The sequence below is a fragment of the Orientia tsutsugamushi genome, assembly GCF_900327275.1.
GTDB classification, from domain to species: Bacteria; Pseudomonadota; Alphaproteobacteria; order Rickettsiales; family Rickettsiaceae; genus Orientia; species Orientia tsutsugamushi.
In genome coordinates this window covers 1,043,156-1,065,311 of the sequence record NZ_LS398548.1, presented here as the reverse complement: position 1 = coordinate 1,065,311, position 22,156 = coordinate 1,043,156, and the positions used below count along the sequence as shown (strand labels likewise).

Sequence of the window (22,156 nt, the reverse complement as noted above, 5' to 3'; positions counted from 1 at the left end):
TAAACTACTTTTAAGCCTGGTAGCAACTTACTTTGCTTTCAATATGGCTACAAATGTACAATTGAATTCTTTTGATAATTCATTCAATTGTAAAAATTGAGGTTTTCTGTTTATTTTTTAATAGTTAAGAATTGCTGTTTTATAGTTTTTATTCCACCAACGTAAAATGCTACTTCAATGTTATCATTCATAATCCTTATTACTGTGCCTTGCCCAAATTGTTTATGCAGAACTTTTGCACCTGTAAAAAATTTGCTTGAAGCTTTAGATTGAGAATTAGGTAGTGCTGCTGATAATGATTTTTGAAAACAGTTGTTATTAGCAGCACTGCTATAATGTATCATTGAAGTTGTAGATAATGATATACTATCAGGTATATCTAATAAAAATCTTGACGGTTGTAGTTTTACAAATTCATTAAATATTCTTCTTTGATCAGTATAACTAATGTATAAACTTTGTTTAGCTCTGGTAATTCCAACATAAGCTATCCTTCTTTCTTCTTCTAAAGCTCTTTGATCTTCAACAATAAGTGATTTTTGATGAGGGAAAACTCCTTCTTCCCATCCAGGTAAAAATACTACATCAAATTCTAAACCCTTAGATGCATGTAAAGTCATTAAGCTAACTACGCTATTATCTTTAGCGTTAATACTATTATCTCGTTCCAAAAATAAACTTGCATGTTCTAAAAACTCTTCGATACTATTATAATCTAGCATTGCTCTAATCATTTCTTGAATATTTTCTATTCTTCTGTCGCTCTGAGAAGATTTATCATCTTTTAACATTTGTAAATAATTAGAGTCATCGCAAATAATTTCAGTTACCTTAGCAGGAGTATAACCAGCTTTATATAGAGAATGCCATTCTTTAAATTTGTTAATTAAATTTTGTAATGTTAACTCTAGCTGAGGTTTTAAAAGTTTTTTACTTAATATCTGTTCAATTGCAGTAAACATTGAACTTTTTTGTTGCTGAGCATACTCCTTAATAGTATGTAATGTTGCTGGACCAATAGATCTTTTAGGGACATTAATAATTCTAGTTAATGCTAAATTATCATTGTGATTTACTAGTACTCGCAAATATGCTATCATATCTGCAATTTCCATTCTATCAAAAAATCTAAACCCACCAATTACTTGATATTTTATATTATTGCTAAAAAATGACTCTTCTAAAACATGAGCTTGGGAGCTAGATCTAACTAGTACAGCAATGGAAAGATTAGGTGATTTAGTTATTAATTTTTTAATTTCAGAGCTAATAAACCGCGCTTCTTCACGATCATTATAACAATATACAATCCTTATTGGTTGATCAGATTGTTTATTAGTCCATAGTTTTTTATCATGACGATATTTATTGTTGCAAATGATACTACTAGCTGCTGTTAAAATGCTATTAGTTGATCTATAATTTTGCTCAAGCTTAATTAACTTAGCGTTTTTGAAGTCGTCTTTAAACTTTAAAATATTTTCTATGTTTGCTCCTCTCCAACTATAAATTGATTGGTCGTCATCACCTACACAACATAAATTTTCATGCAAATTGACTAAAGCTTTAGCCCAAAAATACTGAACATTATTAGTATCTTGATATTCATCAATAAAAACATACTTAAATTTTGTTTGATAAAAATTTAAAACATCCGGATATTCACTGAAAATTTTCATGTTGTATAATAATAAATCTCCAAAATCAACTACATTGGATTTTTGTAATTCTGTTTGATAATGTTGGTAGATTTTTTGTGCAACTTGATAAATAGGAGTATGGGAATCTATCTTAGGCTGCTCACCAAGATCTTTCCATCTACTTATTATTTCGCAAATATCTTTTGGGGAATAATTTTTTGTTGAAATGCCATGTGTTTCACAAATATTTTTAATAACTCTGACTTGTTCAGATTGGTCTATTATTGAAAATGATGATGTTAACCCTACCAACTCAGCATGTGCTTTAAGAATTTTAGTAGCAATAGCATGAAAAGTTCCAATGTATATACCTGTAGTATTGTTAGTTATGTCTGCGACACGCCATTGCATTTCTGTTGCAGCTTTATTAGTAAATGTTACTGCAAGAATTTCTTCTGGTGATGCCATAAATTGGTCAATAATATAAGCAATACGATAAGTTATCACTCTTGTTTTACCTGTGCCAGCCCCAGCTAATACTAACAATGGACCATTAGTAGTTATTACTGCTTCTCGTTGTTCTGAATTTAGATCTAATAAATACTGACTCATATTTTCTTAATTTAACATAAATTTTTACATATTGTTACACATACTTGAATGAATGTAATTAAAAATTATTAACAGAATTTCTGCAAAAGGATATTAAGGATATTAGACTTCTTTCGAAACTAGAGAATGATGTAGAATAGTATTATAAAGATCTGATTTGAGATAATAATGAAATTCGATCAGATTAAAGAGTAAAGGATGAAAAATTTAGTCGATTAACAGGAGTAAGGAAGGGAACATTTTCAAAGATGGTGGATATTTTGAGGAAAGCTGACGGTCTTAAGAAATCAAAAGGTAGGCGTAAAAATAAGCTTAATTTGGAGGAACAGTTGCTGATGGCCTTAGAATACCTTAGAGAATACTGTACTTATTTCCATATAGGTCAGAACTATGGGATTAGTGAAAGTTGAGCATATAAAGCTGTAAAATGGGTAGAAGCCACCCTAGTAAAACACCCAAACTTTGCTCTTCCAGGTCGTAAAGCTATAATGAAGAGTGATATGAATTATGAAGTAGTCTTGATTGATGCTACTGAGAGTCCTATAGAAAGACCTAAAAAAAACAACAATTCTATTTTATTCATGAAAGAAGAAAAGGCATATACTAAAAGCTCAAATAGTTGTAGACAAGAAAACATACCAAGTAATATGTACAGATTTTTCTAACGGTAAAAAGCATGACTTTAGATTATTTAAGGAATCCAAAATTCTTATCCATCCTAAGGTTAAAGCGATTACTGATACAGGATATCAAGGTATACAAAAAAATTCACAATAATTCTGAATTACCAAAGAAAAAAAGCAAGAAAAATCCTTTAACTAAAAATGATAAAAAGAATAATCCTAGATTAGCAGGAGAATGAGTTGTGAATGAAAACGTTATTTGTATGCTAAAACGATTTAAAATTATTGCTGACAAATATCGAAATAGACGTAAAAGATTCGGTCTTAGATTTAATTTGATCTCTGGCATTTATAATTTTGATCTACCTTAACCAGTTTCGAAAGAGGTCTAATGTTATATGTAAATTTAACGCATAGAAGCAACAAGGATAAGCATTTTGTGTATACCACTATCAGATAAACGATGAGCAAAGCCTAATAATACAATTATATTTTAATGCAAACATAGCAGGTATATAAAAAGCTTTACGTAGGTCTAGAATTACTAGTTCTCGAGAGATTCCACTAACACAACCTACAGGATTGGCTATGTTTATGATTAAGGACTACAAAAGCTACAACTTGTTTAGCAGAACTAAATTTTTCAATATTTGCAAAAAAAGCAAGAACTATAGCTTGTATTTTTGCTCCTATACCTGTTATTGATACAAGTAATGCAGCCTTATTGAAAAAATCTTTATTATTCTTAATATGATTATTAATCATTTGTTCAATTTTTATAATTTGCTTTTCAAGAAATTCAATATAAATTTGAATATTATTAATGCCAGATTAGGATAAGGGAAAGTATGAAAAGCGTAATAAAAAAGGTCGGCAAGAGATAATGTACAATTATAATTATGTGATATATTTAAATATAATTTTAATTAATAACGGTTTATTTATTGCTTGCATGTCTGCAAATGCAAATTTAGAATAAAAAACAGTTAGAAAGAGATAATATACAACTGTTACAATAGGCAATGTTCAGGTTATTAAATATATAGTATTATGAACTAATTATTGTAGAAATATGAGCAATAAATAAACTGTTATTAATTAAAATTATATTTAAATAATTGCATAATTATAATTGTACATTATCTCTTATAGACCTTTTTCAGCGCCTCGCAGAAATATGCTATTAATACACTGTCTGCTTTATCTGTGTTTTTTTGTACGACTAAGTTTACTCATTGCAAAACCTTTAATACGTGCAGGATTACTACGCTTACTAATTGTACAAATATTTCGCTAAGTTTTTCCAGTAGATACCTGTTGCTTTCATACAAACGTGTCCAGGTCCTCTGCTTTTTAACCATGTTACTAATTTGTTAAACCATTCAGAAGTATTATTAAATTTTCTTGTTTGAACTTTATTATTAATTAACACAGCTGCATCAAATGTTTCTTTAGAAACGTCAATTCCTGCAATTATACTATTCATAATCACCAAATTTTATGTTAAATATCTCAAAACCAACCTTGTAAATGCAGGCTTTTTGGCCTAAGAATACAGTCCTGTTTTTAGTTAAAAAAGCTAGTTACTTATCTAGCACAGGTTATTAGCCTTAGGAGCACTACTGTATCCTAGCTTTCTTTTGTGCTATTGCTATAATCTTTTATTTTATTGCAATTTCACTTGTTTTTATCATACAAGGTACTATGGTAAAAAAAGCTTATCAGCACACACGAAGAGTAAGTATGATAGCTGCTTTTTATAATGGTAAAGTTATTGCCATTTTTTTTATTTGAATGCAATTGCAATAAAAGTATTTTCGAGTCTTACATACAAGCTATATTTATCAAAGAGTTAAATTCTGAACAAATCTCTACTACTAAAACTTTTATTTGTTTATACTGCATTATTTTTAGCAAAAACTAGAGCATATTTGACTATATCTTTTCGCTATATGCAAGACGTATATTATTATTTATGCTTCTCTAGAACGTAAATATCTTTTTTGCCAGTTATCAAGGTAAATCTTAGCAACATCGCTATTCTGAATAATGATAACGTTTTCAGCATTACTCTTATCAGCTGCTTCTGTAAAATTAAAAGATCCAGTAATTACTGTACTATCATCAATAATCATAACTTTATTATGTGCAATGCCAGGTACAGTATCTATTCTAACATTAATATCATATTGCTTTAATAGTTTCATCTTTGAATGTTTACTACTAATATTACTTTTATCTAATATTACAGATACTGCAACACCGCGTTTTTTAGCCTTTACTATCTCGTCTGCTATACTAGCAGATGTAAATCCATAAGCTTGTATATATATACTATTATTAGCACTAGCAATTGCTCGAGTTATTACAGTAGTACATCCAGAAGATGAAGGAGTAAAACAAATATCTAAATTAGCATCTTTACTAATTATAGTCTGATGCCTTGGCTCTAAGTCTGCATACTTAATACCAGCGACAGCTCCAATTGCAATATTAACAAGCATAACTGCTAAAGTTTGACCTTTAATCAGTTTGGACTTCTTTGATGAGTTGATATTTTTCATATTACATAATATATGCTAAATAAAATATAATATTTTAACATTACATTAGATTAAAGATGATAAACTGAAAATTTACTTTTTAATCTTTAGCTGATATGCAACTAATACAGCATGAGCATGCTATGCTTATTGAAGACAAAAGTCAAAATAAAATCAATAAATTAACCGAAAAATTATCCACAGAGGGAATTAATAGCACAACAATAAAACAGATAGATGTATAGTTTAAGATGATTTAACTAACAAGAAGAAATAAGTTAGATTAAGAGTTATTATGAGCTTTATACGCATTATAAAATCTGCTATGTAGTTTATTCTCGTTTAAATTGATATATGGATTTAACTGTAGATGTATTAATATTACTTGTCAATATGATAATAATATCTTGATGGTAATTACACAAATATAACACAAATATATGTATAATATTTAGCTAATTGGAATGCTGATTTTTAATCAAGCAACTTGAATTTTTAGTTGATAAGCTTAGAGTAACCTTCAGTTGGTAATGTTGCTTAAAAATATTTTTTATTTTTACAAAAGTATTTGCTATTAAATAAAAATCATACTACGAATTATAAGTTTAAGCTAATTTTAAAAATTAATAAGTTATTATTTAATTACTTCAATTTTAAATTAATGAAGGGTGATAAATATGTCAGTAATATTACTTAACTTTACACAATCAGCATTAAATAAAATAAAAGCACCAACCAAAGAAGAAAAAATAATCCAGTTTAGAGATACAAAAGAAAGGAACCTACTTTTGATAATATCATATACTGGATTTAGAAGATTTTATTTAGCAATAAACATTGGTGGCAGATATTATAAGATAAAAATAGGAACTTCACCAGATCTGACTGTAAAAGAGGCTAGGAAGAAGGTAATGAAGTTGAAAAAGGATATTGCTAACGGAATAAATCCAATGGATGAAAGACGGAAGATAAATAAAGAAAGGAGAGAAAAAAGAAATAAGAGACTTGGATTACAAACCGAACTAACATTCGGACAGGTGCATTGAAAATATGCTGAATATAGTAGGATTTATCATCCAAAAAGTTGGAAGAAAACCTATTTAACGGTAAAGAGTTATACAGTACCTTTCTACGATAAAGATATATCTAAAGTTACCGTAGAAGATATTCAGAAGCTTTTTGACGAAAAAACAGAAAAGAAATACTATGTAACAGCAAACGATATTCTTACGAAATTAAACCCTATATTTAATAAAGCTATAGAATGGGGATTAATAGATAAAAATCCTGTTCATGGAATAAAAAGGCACAGGCAAGAATCAAGATCTAGATATGTAACAAATGAAGAAATGAGAAGACTTATGGCCGTGCTAAAAGAAAAGGAAAATAGTCAATTAACAGAATCGCAAAAGCGAGCAGAACGATCAGGAAAAATTTTTACATTTATAAGTTTATTCACTGCAGCACGTAAAAGTAATGTATTAGGAATGAGATGGGACGAGATAAGCCTTAGCGAAAAAATATGGTGTATACCAAAAACTAAGAGTAAAAGTGGAAAGACACTATATATAGGATTAGCTGATGCATTAATAACAATATTGAAATACCTAAAGCAAGAAACAAATAGTGAATGGGTATTGCCAAGCCCAAGAGATAATAGCAAACACTGGTCAAATGAGGCAATACAATGTGCATGGGATAAAATTCGCAGAAAAGCTAGAATACCGAATGTAACAATACATGATCTTAGAAGAACGTTTGCAACTTGGTCGATAAATAATGGAGAAGAACTACAGACAATAGCTGAAATGTTAGGGCATAGTCGTATTTCAACAACAGCTGAAATTTATACTAAAATTAGTGTAGAAAAGGTAAAAGCAGCTACAAATAAAGTTGTAAACAATATATTAACAGGTGATAATGCTAATACTGAACTAGACAAGATAATACCTGAAATCTTAGCATCATTAGGTCGCAAAGAAGAAAGACAGATAATAAACAGCTTATCTGAGAAATAAGGCTTGATATATTAGATAGATTTTGTAAATTTTTGAAAATCACAATAGTAGAATGAGAAATCTCATGCTAAAATTGAGGTTGAAGGTGATTATGCAAAATCAAAAATTATGTTGGGCATTATCGAGGCCGTTGAAGTATATGGGTTTGAGCATTGATGAATGGGGAGTAGTGCTAGCTGGAGTAGCTCCAGGAATTGTACTACTAAACAGCAGGCATGCTAAATTAGGCCTAGCATTTATGGTTGGAGGAATTGCTCTATGTTATTGCTTTAAGAAATTTAAGAAGGTATCGGAGAATTTTTTGCTAAAAAGTTTTTTAGTAGCTAAAGGTTTATTGCCAGCTCCATTAGGATATTCAAGACTTCTGGGCAAAAAAGTTGGCAAATAATGAATCATCTCTTTAAGCAAAATGCTATACAAGAGCTTGTTAAATATAATAAATGCTTACTTTCAGTAACTATATTGCTAGCTGCAGCTAATATAATTGCGATAATGGCTGCAATTACCAAAGAAGAAAAGTGGTTGTTAATTCCAGCACTGGAGTCTGATCGTAAAATGACGGTTTCATCAAAAAATTACCATGAAACCTATTTAAAGGAATGGGCAATTTATGTGATGGAACTCTTATTTACCACTTCTCCAAATGAGGTAGAAAGACAAATAGCAGACATGAAAGTGGTATTCAGTAATACTGAATCTTTAAATAAATTTTTTCATGATCACTTGCAATTTGTTAAAGGCTCAAATGTATCTTCAGTCTTTTTTCCAAAAAAGATTGAAGTGATAAAGGATGGAGTATTAATTAGTGGAACGCTTCGTTATTGGTTTAGCGATAGTAAACATATAGCTGTCGATAAGACTTACCTTTTGACTTACAAGCGAACTCCTAATTACCTTTTGTTATTGACTGGTGTTAAAGAGAATGGAATAAAAAAATGAGTATTAGAATTTTGAGATTTATCATAGGGTTTATTGCTTTGGTAAACGTTAATAATATATATGCAGTAGAATATGAGTTAGAAGCTGACAATTTACTAAAGCTTGAGATTTCTGATAGTGGGCCAACAAGAATTAATCTTAAAGATGAAAAAATTAATGATATTTTTATGTACCTTCAAAATGCAGCTGAAGTTGTAGTTCATGAGTATGGATATTTGTTTATTGCTCCACGAGAAGAAGGAAACAAAGTTTATTTAACTGTAATAGGAGAATACAAAACAATTCAAGATTTAATGTTAACTTTTACTCCAAAAACTCCAAACCCTGTAATGCTTGTTAATGCTGCTACAAAAATGGAGGAAAAGGATAATTCAAAACAAAACAATAATAATTTGTTCAGTAATGACCTTAATACAAAAGAATTAACAGCAAAACTTTCTAAAAAACAAAGTAGAAATACTAAGAAAAAAATAAAACTGGCTTAAAGTGTTAGTTAAGAATGGCTGCATTAAATGGAGTATTTAGCAGTATAGCTAAGTTTCTGCAATCTAAGGCTATTAAACCTGATATGCTACCAACTTTAAACCTAGTAGCTGGAGGCCAACAACAAGAGTTTCAGATTGGAGATGCGCTTCAGTCTGGAGCTTACGCTGGAGCTAGCAATGCTTTTGATAAGCTAGCTGATTTTGCTATAAAACGAGCTGATTCTATGAGCCCAGTCATTGTTGTTGCCTCAGGTAGAGTCATCGATGTTGTATTTAAAAAAGGTTTTGACTTACGTGAGCACAAGAAGAAGCCACATAATTCAACTTATTCACAATCAACTAACAATGAAAAAGTTAATTTGCATAATAAATTCGATCAATCACAAAAGTTAGAGGAGTATTATTTATAATGAAGTTTTTATTATTGCTATTGTGCTGTATGAGCCTAACCAGTTTCTTTTTCGAAAGTACTTTTGATTGTAAAATTCCTAAAGGGCTAAAATGTAAGTCTTTATACGAAATAAAGAATATGGTTGCTCAAGGCGCTTTTGATATTGATAATCTTGAGAAAGTTGAAACATCCAAAACTAAATCAAAAAGACGTTGTATTCTATGCTACAGGCAAGCTAAAGCTATTCAAAGCGTAGCTGTTGTTAACAAGTCGCCGAAAAAACCAAAAAAATATCTTATTAATTTATTTAAATTAAAACAGAGTCAAGGTGAACGCAAGCATACATAAGGATTTTGATCGAGAAAGATTTTCTAAACACTTTGTCTATGAATCATATGATGATGAGACTCAGCTATTCTTTAATCGTGGTTCAATAGGTTTTGTATTGCTTGCATGGCCATTAGTTGGAGCTAGTGTTTCTGCTCAAAATGAAATTGCTGAATTTCTGAAAAGCGATGAAAATTTACCTGGTGAAAGTAGCCTGCAAGTCTTGATGATTGGTAGTAATAATATAGAGAATTTTTTAAGCAACTGGCAGTCATATCGTAAAGGAGAGATATTTATTGAGTTAGCTAATAAAAGAACAGAATTTTTACGTGATCAAGCTCAAAAGTCAGGCTCTGTAAAGGATGTAGTATTGTTGATTTCAGTTACTATACCTAATTTAAATGCAAATATCGATGATATGATTCGCAGACGAGATGCTTTAAAAGATACGTTTAGGTCAATTGGATTAAGCACTGAAAATGTGAATGCACAGCAATTATTAAAGTTTCTGAGAGTAATATTTGGCTGGCCTGAAGAAGAACATTCAAATATTAACCAGTATGAAATATTGTCTGAACAAATTCTAAGTGGAGATTTCTCGTTATTTGAGAATGATGATTGTGTAAATGTAAATGATGATCAAATATTTATCAGTCTAGAAGCAAGAAATAGGCCTGCAGAGTGGAAATTATCTGCTATGGATCTGTTTTTAGGCAATGAAATGCGTCGTGATGAATATATAAAATCAAATTTCCTGATTCATTTTGGTCTGCAAATTTTACCAAATCAAGCGATGGAAAGGACTGCAGCCATAACTAAAAGAGAAGCGCTAGAAAGAAATATTAATGCAGGAATGAGTAAATTTTTTCCTGATATACAACAAGAAGCTGCTGATTTAGCCGGTGTAGTGGCTGCTCTGCAGAGTGGTGATAGAGTAGTTAATATTCACTTCAACGTTATTATGTTTGATAAAACAAAAAAGGCTAAGCAATCTGCATCAGCCTTTTGTTCGATGTTAAGACGCAGTGGATGGTATTTTGTTCCATGTAAATATGATCATGTAGCTGTGTTACTAGCTGCCCTACCAATGCAATTAGTTGAACAAGGCCCAAAAGGTGTATTGGGTCAAAATAAAACATCAGGAGTTGGAGTAGCGCTTTCTAGCTTAGGTCGAGGCATAAAAACTGTTTCTGTAGAGAGCAAAGTATTATTACCAATCATTGGTGAATGGAAAGGTGATTTAAGTTCTCCAGGTATGTTACTAGCTGGCAGACGAGGTCAAATAATGTATTGGTCACCTTTTGGTGGAGCTTTATTACCTGCATTAAATAAGCATGGAGTAGCTCCAAATGAGAACTTTAACCTTTGTATAGCTGGAGTTCCAGGCTCTGGAAAATCCGTTTTTATGCAAGAATTAATGCTATCGGTTCTAGGAGTTGGTGGTAAAGTTTTTGTTCTTGATTATGGAAGATCATTTAAGCGTACATGCTTGATTCTAGGCGGTAGATACATAGAATTTGACATGAAAAATCCTGTATCAATTAATCCATTTTCAGAGGTGCCAGAGGATGACAGTGCAAAGTCTATAGAGGCTAGATCAGACTTTTTATCTAACTTTCCATCTATTTTAGCTACTATGGCAGCTCCACAGTATGGAACAAGTGATTTGCAACAACCGATGTTGCAGAGAGCTTTGATATCAGTCTGGCAAAATAAGGGAGCTAAAGCTGAAATTACCGATATTGCAGACTGGTTATCAAATAGAGAAGAATCATATGCTAAAGAGCTTGGAAATATGCTCTTTCCTTTTACTAAAGATGGTCAACATGGAAGATTTTTTAGCGGTAAGGCGCAATTATCTCTAAACTCTGATATTGTGGTAATTGAAACTGATCATCTACGCTCTGTACCAGAGCTATTAGCTGTGATTGTACAGATTATGATTGTTCATATTAATCAAACAATGGTTAAGGGAGATAGAAGTAGACCATTTTTAATTATGATAGATGAAGCTTGGAAGCTATTAGCTGGAAAGCGTTCAGGAGAGTTTATTGAAGAAGCAGGTCGAATAGCTCGAAAATATAATGGATCGATTGCTTTAGCAACTCAGCAACTCACGGATTACTTTCGTCAAGAGGGTTCTGCGTCTGAAAAAGCATTTGAGAATTCATCACATAAGATAATCTTAAAGCAAAATTCTGAATCATTTAAGGCAATGCGAGCTAATCCTAAGCTTGCAGGCTTTGTTGATGAGGATTGGAAGCTAAATTTACTGCAATCTGTACATTCAAATCCTCCGTATTATAGTGAAATAGCTATTTACAGCCCTAATGTTTCAGGTGTTGTAGGCAGATTAATGATTGATCCATTTACTCTGCTGTTAACTTCGACGAATGCTAGAGATTATCAAGCAATAGAAGATCACATGGCTAAAGGTATGAATGTCAGTGAGGCAATTAATTATGTGATAAGAGAGCGGAAAATAATTCCATGAAGCAAGGAGTAGTAATTGGTATAGGCACACTCTTTGCTTTATTCGCTGTTGCTTATCAAGTAAGCGATATAAGGGCCAATTTATTAAATGCTGATATAGGTGTTGAGATTAAGGATTATGGAACTAGAGGGCATGTTTTTCCAATCATTGAGGAATCATTACTGGAGGTGATTATGGCTAAACTTAATGCTGCATCAAAAAGTGGTTTGTTGAATCAAATGCAGCTTGAATTTCAGGAAAAAGTTAGGCAAAAAATCATGAGACCAGTTCCAGTAAAAAATTTGAGTAAAGCTACTGAAAATAAAACGCGAATATATGATTCTACCTATGTTCAAAAGGATGACATTAAGACAAAAAATGGTATAATAATAGTAAAGGGAGGAACTAAAATAAATCCTTTGGAGATGATACATTGGGGTGAGCCACTAATATTAATTGATGGAGATGATGAAGATCAGGTTGCTTGGGCAAAATCAAGACCAGGAAAGATAGTGTTAGTTAATGGAAATCCTATTGAACTTAGCAATCTATTAGGCCGGCACGTATTCTTCGATCAATTGGGTTTTTTGAGTATGAAGTTTAAAATACAAGCTGTGCCAGCCATAATAGAGCAAGAAAACACTGTGCTTAAAATTAGCGAAGTAAGCACCTATTAAAAGCATATAACGCACGTTGGAAGTTACATAATATGCTGTAAGCAGTATAACTCAATATACTATTAGATTCAACTTAAAAGAAGGTTTTATATGAAAAGTTGGAAATTACAGCAATTAGAACAAGATCTAGTTAAAATAGTTAATAATACGCTACGAGGTGAAATACAAGAGATAGTAAATCCAGGTGGTGAAACTTTATATTTAATTCCAGGAAATAGATATCCAAAACTTCTTCGTAAAATTTCATCAATGCAAGCAAAGTGAGTGAAGGAACTGGTAATTTTGTTAGCGATAGTAATGTCTATAACAGCTAATAACTGTTATGCAGCTGCTGGGTGTGTTGGAAGATTTGTAAATCCTATAACAGATGTATGTTGGAAGTGCTTGTTTCCAATTACTATAGCTGGATTTAAGGTAGTAAGCAGTTCAATGCCTGATACTAATGCTTCTGGTAGACTTATATGTCTTTGTCCTAAGCCAGGGATTCCAGTGCCTATACCTGGTATTCCGGTAGGATTTTGGGAGCCAGTACGCCTTGTAGACGTTACAAAGTCACCAATGTGTATGGTAAGTCTTGGAGGTTTGTCATTTGGAACTGCTACTCAAAAAGGCATGAAAGATGAGGCTGAAGGAAGTGCTTTTTACCACATTCATTGGTATGTCTATCCCGTGATTTACTGGCTGGAAATTTTGCTTGATTTTATTTGTCTGGAAATGGCTGCAGTCGATATAGCATATTTAACAGAGTTTGATCCATTATGGAGTGACGATGCAAAATCTGCGATTTTAAATCCAGAAACGTTGTTGTTTCAAAATGTAGCTGCTTATCAAGCATGTATAGCTGATTGCATCAGTTGTAGCGCTGGTTTATTAGCAAGCGATTATGCTTTTTGGTGTGCTGGATGTCAAGGAATGCTTTACCCTTTCACTGGAACAGCTGCAGCGCATAATGGTGGAGTTGGAACATCTGTATTAATGGTAAGTAAGTTTATGGCTAAAATGCATAGGCAACTGATGTTATGGGGATATTATGGTTATAAAGGCCTATGTGGTAAGTATCCAATGCCTATTATCAAGAAAAGTCAGTATCGACTACAAATGACTTATCCAATTCCAGAAACAAAATCCTGCAAGAGCATAGGTCAAACAGAAGCTATATGGCAAGCTGGTAGAGAATTTCCAGTTAATGGTGAAGATTTTGGTTACTTGATTTGGCGAAAAAGAGATTGTTGTTTGCTTTGATTTATAAAGCTTGGAGAGGAATATGGTTATACGAGTAATGATGTTGATGGTTTTATTATTTGTTAATAATGCTAATGCTTTTTTTTTGGACAAGCAAAAAACTTTTATTTTTGTCTCATTTTCAATGAGTGATGAGGCTTTAAAAAGCTATTTTGCTGAGTCTCAAAAGGTCGGAGCTCAATTAGTTATGCGTGGGTTAATTAATAACTCATTTACACAAACAAAGAATAAAACTATGGAGCTTGATATTAGCTTCGATATAGATCCTAGCTTGTTTGAGAAATATAAGGTTGATGTTGTACCAGTGATAGTAATAGATGATGAAAAAAGAGGATTAACCAAGAAATTAACTGGCCATATTCCTTTAGCAACAGCATTAGAAATTATGAATGAGAATACTCCATGAAGCAACTTATAGTACTAGTTTTGATAATATTGAACATCAATTGTTGTTTAGCTTCAATGCAAAGCAGTTATAATGAAGCTAGCAACTATAATGTAAATCTTGGAAATTCTTCAAATACACAAGAATTATTTCATCAAGGTAGTAATGTTAATTATCCTAATAATGATGAGGATTTAACCTACCATGGCCGTAATCAGCTTGGTACAGAAAGTGGAGCAATGTTATTTCAAGCTGAAAACAGTAAAAACAATGCCTTAACTCAACATAATATCAACGATCAAAATTATATGATAGCTAATTCAATGAGAATTGAATCTGATCCTTTAAGTGCCCTTGATAGCAGTAATTTCGTAACTCAGACAAGTACAACTAATACTGAAATCATTCAAAGTTGTACTGAAGGCAGTAAGTTCAATATTGAACTTATTCGAGAATTAAACGTTGAGTGCAAATTAGAGAATGTATGGCTTCCATGGCAAAGCCGGCAAATGGAATTTGCAACAGAAGAAATAAAGGAGAATCATAGTAATTGGCTTAATAGTCGTAGCGATGTCTATGATGATGAATTAGATGCGCAAATATACTGCCTAGCAGATGATCCCGAAGCAATTGTAAAACAAATGAAATGGGCTATTGCTAATAGGCTTGGTGCATCTATACACAATATTGGTAGAAATTTTTTATTAGAAGTAAATGAAAAAATATGTATACTTCACTATGACTACAGAGATAAGACTCAAGAACTAAGGGAAGTAGCAGAATATTGGAAAGTTTTAAACCCTGAACTTGAGCAATTAACAGAAAGTAACGAATGCTATGAGGTCAATAGAATCAACTATGATGGTGGTGATAGAGTATTTTTTGACAAGTTTAAAGTCAATCGTCCATATTGGAAACAAAAGATTGTTTTTTCTTGTACTAGCGATCCAAAAGATGGTTGCAAACACCTTAAAATTCAAAATTGCGAATTAAAAAACAGCACTTGCCAAAAATCAGTAGCAAATATTTGTTTACTATGGCAGCACGATTATAGCTGTTCAACTGAGAAGCAAACAATGCTACACTCATCATTGCGTAATAACTCAATCTTTTGTTTAGGAGGCAATTGCAATACTCCAACTATTATACCAAACAGGGATATAGCTAAAGTAGCTCATATAGCGATGCTAAATCAGATGAGCAAAGATATTAAAACAAATCCCGTTTCTGTATTTTCAGGGAAACATCGCAAATGCAAAAAAGATGTATTTAGTTTTTTGAATTGCTGTTCTTCAATGACTGGCTGGGGGCGTGATATAGGCTTATCACAATGCAAATCTAAGGAACAAGAATTAGCTCTATATAGAAAAAAAGGTTACTGCTATTACATTGGAACCTACTGTTCTTCAAGAATTCCAATATTAGGTATTTGCTTAGCTAGAAAGTCTACTTATTGCTGCTTTCAGTCGAAACTTGCTAGAATTTTTCAGGAAGAAGCAAGAAAACAGCTAAAAATAGACTTTGGAACACCTGAATGTCCAAATTGTAGAGGCCTTGCTGTTAAGGAATTATAAAAAGTTGATTTCACTAAAATCAATATGGATGAACTATTTGGTGATATACTCACTAAGGCTCAAAACAGCATGAACAAAGACATTATTGCAGGAATCCAAGATAAAGTTCATCGTATGCAACAAAGTCATCATTAATACCACCGCTAATCCATATAGACTTTATATTAATGACTTTACCTATAAAAATCATACGTATTTAATGCAACATAATTTGTTATAACCGGTTGTAATAATAAAAAAATAAAGAATATTAATAGAATTTCTGATAGTATTATTGATGAGACTGAAAAAAATATAAAAGAAAGAATAATTACAATACCTCTAATTCAGTAATTATTTGGTGTTCAGTAGCTAATCAAAAATTTAAAGGGTAATTAATAATCATATGAAATTTGTAAAATATATAACAGCTGTTTTATTATTAACACTGTTAAATACAACCATTGCATCAAAACTAAACAACAATCAACCTGTACAACAGAAATTAATTCGGAATAAAGCTATATTAGCAGAAAAACATTTTAATGTTGGAATTTCATTTCTTGAGTTAAACAAATATCAAGAAGCAATGAAAAATTTTGATTTAGCTATTAAGTACAAACCTAATTATTCAAAAGCTTATGTTAATAAAGGAGTTTGTTTATGTGAATCAGGACAATATCAAAAAGCAATAGAAAATTTTGATTTAGCTATTAAGTATAAACTTAATTATGCAAATGCTTATTATAATAGACCTCTTTCGAAACTGGTTAACGTATCAAAATTATAAATGCCAGAGATCAAATTAAATCTAAGACCGAATCTTTTACGTCTATTTCGATATTTATCAGCAATAATTTTGAACTACCTTAACCAGTTTCGAAAGAGGTCTAATAAAGGAGTTTGTTTAGATAAATTAGGACAATTTCAAGAAGCAATTAAAAATTTTGATTTAGCTATTAAGTATAATCCTAATGATGCAGAAGCTTATTATAATAAAGGATTTTATTTAGGTAAATTAGGACAATTGCAGAAAGCGATAGAAAATTTTGATTTAGCTATTAAGTACAAACCAGATTTAGCAGTATCTTATGTTTATAAAGGAGTTTGTTTACATGACTTAGGACAATTTCAAGAAGCAATAGAAAGTTGTAATCTAGCTATTAAATATGATACTAATAATGTGAAAGCATACCAGTTAATAAATATATTCAAACAAAATGCAGGTATTAAAAAGTAATCTTGATTTTTAACACAAGATCTGTAATAAGCAGGTATTATAAGGCATTATCATGATTTATTTGTGATACAAATTGTTATAAAATAGTCATAAGATATAATAATAAAATCATGACTATACAACAAAAGGGTGAGTTATTGAGTTGTTTTGATGTTGCTAGCTATTTTCTGGTATTGGTTGATAGAGAAGCAGGAGATATAATAACTCAATTGAAACTGCAAAAATTAGTGTATTTTGCCCAAGGTGTGCATCTAGCTTTATTTGATAAGCCTCTTTTTAAAGAAGATATTGAAGCCTGGGAAAATGGGCCTGTAGTACAGAATTTACGTTCTGTATTTGGTTGCTTTGAAGCTAATGCAATTCCTGCTCCAGGAGAAATAGATTTCAGTATTTATACTAGGCAACAAAAAGAGTTAATTTATAAAATATACTCTTCTTATGGTGAACATACAGCATCTTATTTGCGTGACTTAACACATTTGCATTCTATTTGGCAACAAGCCATTATACGATCTAGCCGCGTGATTACTAAAGAAGAAATGAGAGAATTTTTTAAAAATCATATAAAAAATATTGAAGATTATCTTTTACCTATTTCAAAAAAAGATACTGCAGAAATAGTAAATGCTGAAGATCAATGGTGGATGAACTATGATACCAGCGTTCCTTGGGATTGAGAGAATGAATGCAATACACTTATCGGTAATAATAGTGCTATTTGGTTACTTGTCGATAGAATTAGCTACTGCTAACTCTTTGCCAACAGGGTTTTTATGGTACAATGATAAACATGGTCATGAGCTTAATAACTCTAGTTCTAAGTTGATGAGTGGAACTCATGATCATAGAATCGAGGAATTAAAGGAGCAATTTAATCGAGCTCAGCGTATAGCGCTTGATAATCCAACGCTCGAAAATGTGATTACAGCTCAAAGGCTACAGAAAAAAATCATGGAGAAGGCGCATAAGTTTGCTACTATGTGGCAACTAGCTACTCTACTTGATTATCAACTGATTAATGCTCATGAGCCAGCTAATAGCTTACATAGAAAGCTGTATCAAGAAAAATCAGAGCAGAAAAACGACTCAAAACTCAAAAACATTGCTAAAAACTGGGGATTGATTCTCTGCAAGTTAAACAAAATTGCTTGCTTTGTAAAGCCTTTATGCCTATTGTTCAAGGCTTTGCTAATAAATATGCATTTCAGTTGCTAGCTGTCAGTAAGAATAATGAGTTGCTAAATAAACTAAACCCTAAGCATATTGTACCTGTGTTATACCTAGTAGCTAGCGATGGTAAAAAAATATACTCAGTAGCTAGAGGCATAATCTCTGAGAATAAAATTATCGACAATATTCTAGCAATCGATTACGTCTATTTCGATATTTGTCAGCAATAATTTTGAACCGTTTTAGCATACCAATAACGTTTTCATTCACAACTCATTCTCCTGCTAATCTAGGATTATTCTTTTTATCATTTTTAGTTAAAGGATTTTTCTTGCTTTTTTTCTTTGGTAATTCAGAATTATTGTGAATTTTTTGTATACCTTGATATCCTGTATCAGTAATCGCTTTAACCTTAGGATGAATAAGAATTTTGGATTCCTTAAATAATCTAAAGTCATGTTTTTTGCCGTTAGAAAAATCTGTACATATTACTTGGTGGGTTTTCTTATCTACCACTATTTGAGTTTTTAGTGTATACCTTTTCTTCTTTCCTAAATAATAGAATTTTTGTTTTTTTAGGTCTTTCTATAGGACTCTCAGTAGCATCAATCAAGACTACTTCATAATTCATATCACTCTTCATTAGAGCTTTACGACCTTGAAGACTGGAAGAGCAAAGTTTGAGTGTTTAACTAGGGTGTCTTCTACCCATTTTACAGCTTTACTCCTGTAATCGACTAAATTTTTCATCCTTTAACTCTTTAATCTGATCAAACTTCATTATTACCTCATCAAATCAGATCTTTATAACACTATTCTACATCATTCTCTAGTTTCGAAAAAAGTCTATTAAAGCTATACAAAGATTTTTTTATCACTCATATTGGAGTTAAATACTCAATCAATGAACAACGAAATCTCGTTAACGAGCTAATCATTACTAACTACTAAACTCATTTCGTTCAACAATGCAAACGAAATCCAGAACGTATATAAAAAGGAAGTGAATTATCGCTATTATTATATGTACCGCCAAATTCAAGATCTGTATAATATATATCATATAAATCTACTGATATGCCAATTCCTAACTCTCCTCTAATACCTTCGTTAAAAACTGACATTATGCCACCTGTAGCAAAAATTGATCCTATATTACCAGTAATTATATTATAATAATAATTTCCTTGGACAAAATTATATGCTTTAAGGATATTAACCATAAATCCTAGTCTTATATCCATTCTATGTCGATTTAGCCTGTAACCTAATCCTGCCTCTAATATACGACTTGTATTAACAATACCTGCTGAAAATTTTATGTAAAATGGCGAAGAATCAATTTTTATATTATCATTCACTACATGTGTAGATGGAAAAAATAATATAGCTGCGTTTGTATTATTTGCTGTACATATTGATGGTAAAAATAATACAACAGATGCTAGCATAACAGCATAACACGGTTGTAAAAGTGATTTCAAAACATTCATAATTAACTTCTCTTTTTTTAGAATTAACATATTAGCTGTCTGTTGAAAACTAATAACTAATAGGACAGATTGTTGCGTTAGAAGAGTGAATACATCTGTATTACCGCTTTTTCCATGATCTATAGGAGTCATGCAGTTTTATCTTTTACATCAATATCAGCACCATAATCAATCAAAAGCTGTATAACATCTGTTCTTTGATAACGAGCAACAATATGTAGTAGTATTTCTCTTTCATAATATTTTTTATTAATACTAGTAGAATTATGTTTTAGCATAATTGCTAAAGGTTCTACACATTTGCATTCAACAGCATCAGATAAAGGTGTATTACCTTGATTATTCTCGATATTTACATCAGCATTATATTTTAGCAGTAATGCTATATGATCACTGCTATATGCAGGATATTTTTCGGAAAATTCATAATATACTTGAATTGTATCAACAACCAGATGTAAAGGAGTTATGTCATGCACATTCTGCATATTGGGATCAGCATCATGATCAAGTAGAAGCTGTACAATATCTAGGTTGTTAATAAAATAATGTACTGTCCAATGTAATGGAGTTTGATCAACATTGTCTTTTACATTTGTATTAGCGCCATTCTTTACTAAAAACTTGATAATTGCATTTATATCATCGTTTGCACTGAGATTATTAGCACAATGCTGTATTAAAATCCTGACAGAATCTGCAATATTTTTACTATTATAATTACCACCATCTGAAATAATAGACATATGCAAAGCTGTGTGTCCACTATTATTTTTTGCATTGATGTCAGCTCCATTGTTCAGCAAAATCTTAGCAATAGGTAGATTCTTATATTTCAAAGCAACAGATAAAGCGGTAATACCGTCTTTATATTTTGAGTTGATAAGTGTACTATCATTATTAATAAGATGTTTCACTTTTTCAAAATCACCATCTTTAATAGCACGATGTAAAGCATATCTATATTTAGTCTTATTACTTCTGAAATTATATACTAGCACTATTGTAATATAATCTTCAGTATAGCTTTACTTAGCAGTAAAATGCTAAATGATAAATAATTATTCATAAATTTTCACCTTTTTGAACCTTCGCAATATGTTAAAGGATTATCATATAAATATAATATAGCAAAAAAATAAATAAAGCGCAATAATTATTCTGTGTAGAACTTTGTATTATTGCTATTAATTATTAAACCTCACTTGCTGCAAACTCAACTAATTCAAACGAAAATCCCGCCTTGAGATTCAAAAGCACGCTCTAGAATGGGTTTAAAATTTGATTTGATATAGCTATCTGCAAAGCTTGTTACAGCCTTAATGAATATCTTATTAATAATAATATGTTCAAGATTATTAAACTTTATGTCTTGATTTTTCGATGATCGCAACTTTATACGCTCAAGTTTCGTTAACTATGTATTTTCATGCTGTGCACGGTCGTTGTTTCCATCTTACATTCTTACTTTTCTGCTAACCCTTTGCTTCACAAACATTATTGAGTTTCATCACTACTATGGCTAACTTAGCCATCTTTATACCATCTCCAAAACCTTATGTTGCACCACTTGTACTTTGAATACTTACTTAATTAAGTAAGAGTTATAAGGACTTCTCAAGTTGTGTCATTAATCTTTATAAACTCGCTGACACCTGCGACTCCAGTGGTTGAAAATTTTTGGATTTTCACTAGTTTGACCTCCAATCTTCTTTTGCCTACTATGTGGTATAACATATCAGCTTCTACTACATCTTACTTTCATGGCTATCACGTTCACCATTTGGTTTCGGCTCGAATGTTTCACTGTCTATGCTTTACTACTGTTGCTACCTTCAGCAGCACAAGACTCGCTATATAGTGGAAGTAGCTTCTCCTTCCATAACTGAATTTTCACCAGTAAGATTAATTTACCTTATCTTGACTCACCTCCAATTTATGAGACTAACATGAAGAATTTAACAATTAATAATGATGCAGCAGACTTTAATATAATCACTACTAGTAATTCAATTATAAATCTAGGTCATTACGAAGGTAAAAATTTAGTACTGTACTTTTATCCTAAAGATAATACTCCTGTGTGTACAATTGAAACACAGAAATTTAATGAAGCTATTTCTGAATTCAATAAATTAAACAGGATAATTCTTGGTGTACCGAAAGATAATATTGCTTTACATCAAAAATTTCAAGATAAGCTCTGTTTAAAATTTGAGTTAGGATATGATGAAACTGGGAAGATATTTATGTTAGAGGAATTGCTCTATGTTATTGTTTTAAGAAATTTAAGAAGGTATCGGAGAATTTTTTGCTAAAAAGTTTTTTATAGTAGCTAAAGATTT

19 protein-coding genes and 9 pseudogenes are annotated in these 22,156 nt (G+C 31.3%); 21 read left to right on the top strand and 7 right to left on the bottom strand.

Annotated elements, in window-relative coordinates:
- Positions 1-110: 110 nt before the first annotated feature.
- Entirely contained in the window at positions 111-2,252 is a 2,142-nt protein-coding gene (locus DK405_RS05665) for an ATP-dependent helicase (RefSeq protein WP_045913021.1), read from the bottom strand.
- A 168-nt stretch (positions 2,253-2,420) separates the two neighbouring features.
- Here DK405_RS05665 and DK405_RS05660 point away from each other — a divergent pair.
- A pseudogene (locus DK405_RS05660) lies at positions 2,421-3,246 on the top strand (IS5 family transposase).
- Between the two features lie 38 nt (positions 3,247-3,284).
- Here the strand turns inward: DK405_RS05660 and DK405_RS05655 are convergent.
- The 3 genes and pseudogenes from DK405_RS05655 to DK405_RS05645 form a co-directional block, all read right to left on the bottom strand.
- Positions 3,285-3,697, bottom strand: a pseudogene (locus tag DK405_RS05655) (transposase); the annotation flags it as partial.
- 335 nt (positions 3,698-4,032) lie between these two features.
- A pseudogene (locus tag DK405_RS05650) lies at positions 4,033-4,367 on the bottom strand (IS110 family transposase); the annotation flags it as partial.
- A 481-nt stretch (positions 4,368-4,848) separates the two neighbouring features.
- Positions 4,849-5,439 (bottom strand): phospholipase D family nuclease, encoded by a 591-nt coding sequence (locus DK405_RS05645; RefSeq protein ID WP_041621607.1) that lies wholly within the window; start codon positions 5,437-5,439, stop codon positions 4,849-4,851.
- 122 nt (positions 5,440-5,561) lie between these two features.
- On the opposite strand from DK405_RS05645, the pseudogene DK405_RS15050 reads away from it, so the two are divergent.
- The 18 genes and pseudogenes from DK405_RS15050 to DK405_RS05565 form a co-directional block, all read left to right on the top strand.
- Positions 5,562-5,657, top strand: a pseudogene (locus DK405_RS15050) (sensor histidine kinase); the annotation flags it as partial.
- Positions 5,658-6,095: 438 nt separating this feature from the next.
- Positions 6,096-6,464 carry an Arm DNA-binding domain-containing protein gene (locus DK405_RS05635; RefSeq protein WP_064612852.1) on the top strand — a complete coding sequence of 123 codons (369 nt, stop codon included), beginning with the start codon at positions 6,096-6,098 and terminating at the stop codon, positions 6,462-6,464.
- A 303-nt stretch (positions 6,465-6,767) separates the two neighbouring features.
- Positions 6,768-7,436 (top strand): tyrosine-type recombinase/integrase, encoded by a 669-nt coding sequence (locus DK405_RS05630; RefSeq protein ID WP_081420627.1) that lies wholly within the window; start codon positions 6,768-6,770, stop codon positions 7,434-7,436.
- A 52-nt stretch (positions 7,437-7,488) separates the two neighbouring features.
- On the top strand, positions 7,489-7,824 hold the full coding sequence (locus DK405_RS05625) for a hypothetical protein (RefSeq protein ID WP_012460929.1): 336 nt from the start codon (positions 7,489-7,491) through the stop codon (positions 7,822-7,824).
- Entirely contained in the window at positions 7,824-8,375 is a 552-nt protein-coding gene (locus tag DK405_RS05620; RefSeq protein ID WP_064612854.1) for a TraE/TraK family type IV conjugative transfer system protein, read from the top strand. Before DK405_RS05625 ends, DK405_RS05620 begins: the two co-directional genes overlap by 1 nt.
- Positions 8,372-8,860 carry a hypothetical protein gene (locus DK405_RS05615; RefSeq protein ID WP_064612855.1) on the top strand — a complete coding sequence of 163 codons (489 nt, stop codon included), beginning with the start codon at positions 8,372-8,374 and terminating at the stop codon, positions 8,858-8,860. Before DK405_RS05620 ends, DK405_RS05615 begins: the two co-directional genes overlap by 4 nt.
- A gap of 14 nt (positions 8,861-8,874) precedes the next feature.
- Positions 8,875-9,270: pseudogene (locus tag DK405_RS05610) on the top strand (TrbI/VirB10 family protein); the annotation flags it as partial.
- Positions 9,270-9,599, top strand: a complete 330-nt coding sequence (locus tag DK405_RS05605) for a hypothetical protein (RefSeq protein ID WP_064612672.1) — start codon at positions 9,270-9,272, stop codon at positions 9,597-9,599. The pseudogene DK405_RS05610 and the gene DK405_RS05605, both read left to right, overlap by 1 nt.
- Positions 9,580-12,072, top strand: coding sequence for a TraC family protein (locus DK405_RS05600; protein ID WP_109510618.1), 2,493 nt, complete (start codon positions 9,580-9,582; stop codon positions 12,070-12,072). Before DK405_RS05605 ends, DK405_RS05600 begins: the two co-directional genes overlap by 20 nt.
- Positions 12,069-12,728 (top strand): type-F conjugative transfer system protein TraW, encoded by a 660-nt coding sequence (gene traW / locus DK405_RS05595; RefSeq protein WP_109510578.1) that lies wholly within the window; start codon positions 12,069-12,071, stop codon positions 12,726-12,728. Before DK405_RS05600 ends, traW begins: the two co-directional genes overlap by 4 nt.
- Before the next feature lie 90 nt (positions 12,729-12,818).
- Positions 12,819-12,992 carry a hypothetical protein gene (locus tag DK405_RS13060; protein ID WP_174190469.1) on the top strand — a complete coding sequence of 58 codons (174 nt, stop codon included), beginning with the start codon at positions 12,819-12,821 and terminating at the stop codon, positions 12,990-12,992.
- Positions 12,993-13,970, top strand: a complete 978-nt coding sequence (traU, locus tag DK405_RS05590; RefSeq protein ID WP_174197559.1) for a conjugal transfer pilus assembly protein TraU — start codon at positions 12,993-12,995, stop codon at positions 13,968-13,970.
- Positions 13,971-13,992: 22 nt separating this feature from the next.
- Positions 13,993-14,376, top strand: a complete 384-nt coding sequence (gene trbC, locus DK405_RS05585) for a type-F conjugative transfer system pilin assembly protein TrbC (protein ID WP_064612696.1) — start codon at positions 13,993-13,995, stop codon at positions 14,374-14,376.
- Positions 14,373-16,064: pseudogene (traN, locus tag DK405_RS05580) on the top strand (conjugal transfer protein TraN). Before trbC ends, traN begins: the two are co-directional and overlap by 4 nt.
- Before the next feature lie 250 nt (positions 16,065-16,314).
- Positions 16,315-16,698, top strand: a complete 384-nt coding sequence (locus DK405_RS14070; RefSeq protein ID WP_231967649.1) for a tetratricopeptide repeat protein — start codon at positions 16,315-16,317, stop codon at positions 16,696-16,698.
- A gap of 69 nt (positions 16,699-16,767) precedes the next feature.
- On the top strand, positions 16,768-17,148 hold the full coding sequence (locus DK405_RS14060; RefSeq protein WP_410522054.1) for a tetratricopeptide repeat protein: 381 nt from the start codon (positions 16,768-16,770) through the stop codon (positions 17,146-17,148).
- A gap of 110 nt (positions 17,149-17,258) precedes the next feature.
- Entirely contained in the window at positions 17,259-17,825 is a 567-nt protein-coding gene (locus tag DK405_RS05570; RefSeq protein ID WP_064612703.1) for a Panacea domain-containing protein, read from the top strand.
- Positions 17,826-17,829: 4 nt separating this feature from the next.
- Positions 17,830-18,548: pseudogene (locus DK405_RS05565) on the top strand (conjugal transfer protein TraF).
- On the opposite strand, the pseudogene DK405_RS05560 reads toward DK405_RS05565, so the two are convergent.
- Positions 18,493-19,041, bottom strand: a pseudogene (locus tag DK405_RS05560) (transposase family protein); the annotation flags it as partial. The pseudogenes DK405_RS05565 and DK405_RS05560 overlap by 56 nt on opposite strands.
- A gap of 132 nt (positions 19,042-19,173) precedes the next feature.
- Between DK405_RS05560 and DK405_RS14055 the strand changes: the two are divergent.
- Positions 19,174-19,269, top strand: a pseudogene (locus DK405_RS14055) (DNA methyltransferase); the annotation flags it as partial.
- Positions 19,270-19,280: 11 nt separating this feature from the next.
- Here the strand turns inward: DK405_RS14055 and DK405_RS05555 are convergent.
- Positions 19,281-19,811, bottom strand: coding sequence for a hypothetical protein (locus DK405_RS05555; protein ID WP_045912443.1), 531 nt, complete (start codon positions 19,809-19,811; stop codon positions 19,281-19,283).
- Positions 19,812-19,939: 128 nt separating this feature from the next.
- Positions 19,940-20,812, bottom strand: coding sequence for an ankyrin repeat domain-containing protein (locus DK405_RS16130; RefSeq protein WP_045912427.1), 873 nt, complete (start codon positions 20,810-20,812; stop codon positions 19,940-19,942).
- Positions 20,813-21,760: 948 nt separating this feature from the next.
- On the opposite strand from DK405_RS16130, the gene DK405_RS05540 reads away from it, so the two are divergent.
- Entirely contained in the window at positions 21,761-22,129 is a 369-nt protein-coding gene (locus DK405_RS05540) for a peroxiredoxin (protein ID WP_231967648.1), read from the top strand.
- The last annotated feature ends 27 nt before the right edge of the window (positions 22,130-22,156 follow it).

Excerpts from the sequence above, each read along its gene's own strand:
- DK405_RS05615 (WP_064612855.1), top strand. The coding sequence starts at position 8,372 with ATGAGTATTAGAATTTTGAGATTTATCATAGGGTTTATTGCTTTGGTA.
- DK405_RS05625 (WP_012460929.1), top strand. The coding sequence starts at position 7,489 with ATGAGAAATCTCATGCTAAAATTGAGGTTGAAGGTGATTATGCAAAAT.
- DK405_RS13060 (WP_174190469.1), top strand. The coding sequence starts at position 12,819 with ATGAAAAGTTGGAAATTACAGCAATTAGAACAAGATCTAGTTAAAATA.
- DK405_RS05635 (WP_064612852.1), top strand. The coding sequence starts at position 6,096 with ATGTCAGTAATATTACTTAACTTTACACAATCAGCATTAAATAAAATA.
- DK405_RS14070 (WP_231967649.1), top strand. The coding sequence starts at position 16,315 with ATGAAATTTGTAAAATATATAACAGCTGTTTTATTATTAACACTGTTA.
- DK405_RS05555 (WP_045912443.1), bottom strand. The coding sequence starts at position 19,811 with ATGAATGTTTTGAAATCACTTTTACAACCGTGTTATGCTGTTATGCTA.
- DK405_RS05605 (WP_064612672.1), top strand. The coding sequence starts at position 9,270 with ATGAAGTTTTTATTATTGCTATTGTGCTGTATGAGCCTAACCAGTTTC.
- DK405_RS05620 (WP_064612854.1), top strand. The coding sequence starts at position 7,824 with ATGAATCATCTCTTTAAGCAAAATGCTATACAAGAGCTTGTTAAATAT.
- DK405_RS05570 (WP_064612703.1), top strand. The coding sequence starts at position 17,259 with ATGACTATACAACAAAAGGGTGAGTTATTGAGTTGTTTTGATGTTGCT.
- DK405_RS05645 (WP_041621607.1), bottom strand. The coding sequence starts at position 5,439 with ATGAAAAATATCAACTCATCAAAGAAGTCCAAACTGATTAAAGGTCAA.
- traW (WP_109510578.1), top strand. The coding sequence starts at position 12,069 with ATGAAGCAAGGAGTAGTAATTGGTATAGGCACACTCTTTGCTTTATTC.
- trbC (WP_064612696.1), top strand. The coding sequence starts at position 13,993 with ATGGTTATACGAGTAATGATGTTGATGGTTTTATTATTTGTTAATAAT.
- DK405_RS05665 (WP_045913021.1), bottom strand. The coding sequence starts at position 2,252 with ATGAGTCAGTATTTATTAGATCTAAATTCAGAACAACGAGAAGCAGTA.
- DK405_RS05630 (WP_081420627.1), top strand. The coding sequence starts at position 6,768 with ATGAGAAGACTTATGGCCGTGCTAAAAGAAAAGGAAAATAGTCAATTA.
- DK405_RS05540 (WP_231967648.1), top strand. The coding sequence starts at position 21,761 with ATGAAGAATTTAACAATTAATAATGATGCAGCAGACTTTAATATAATC.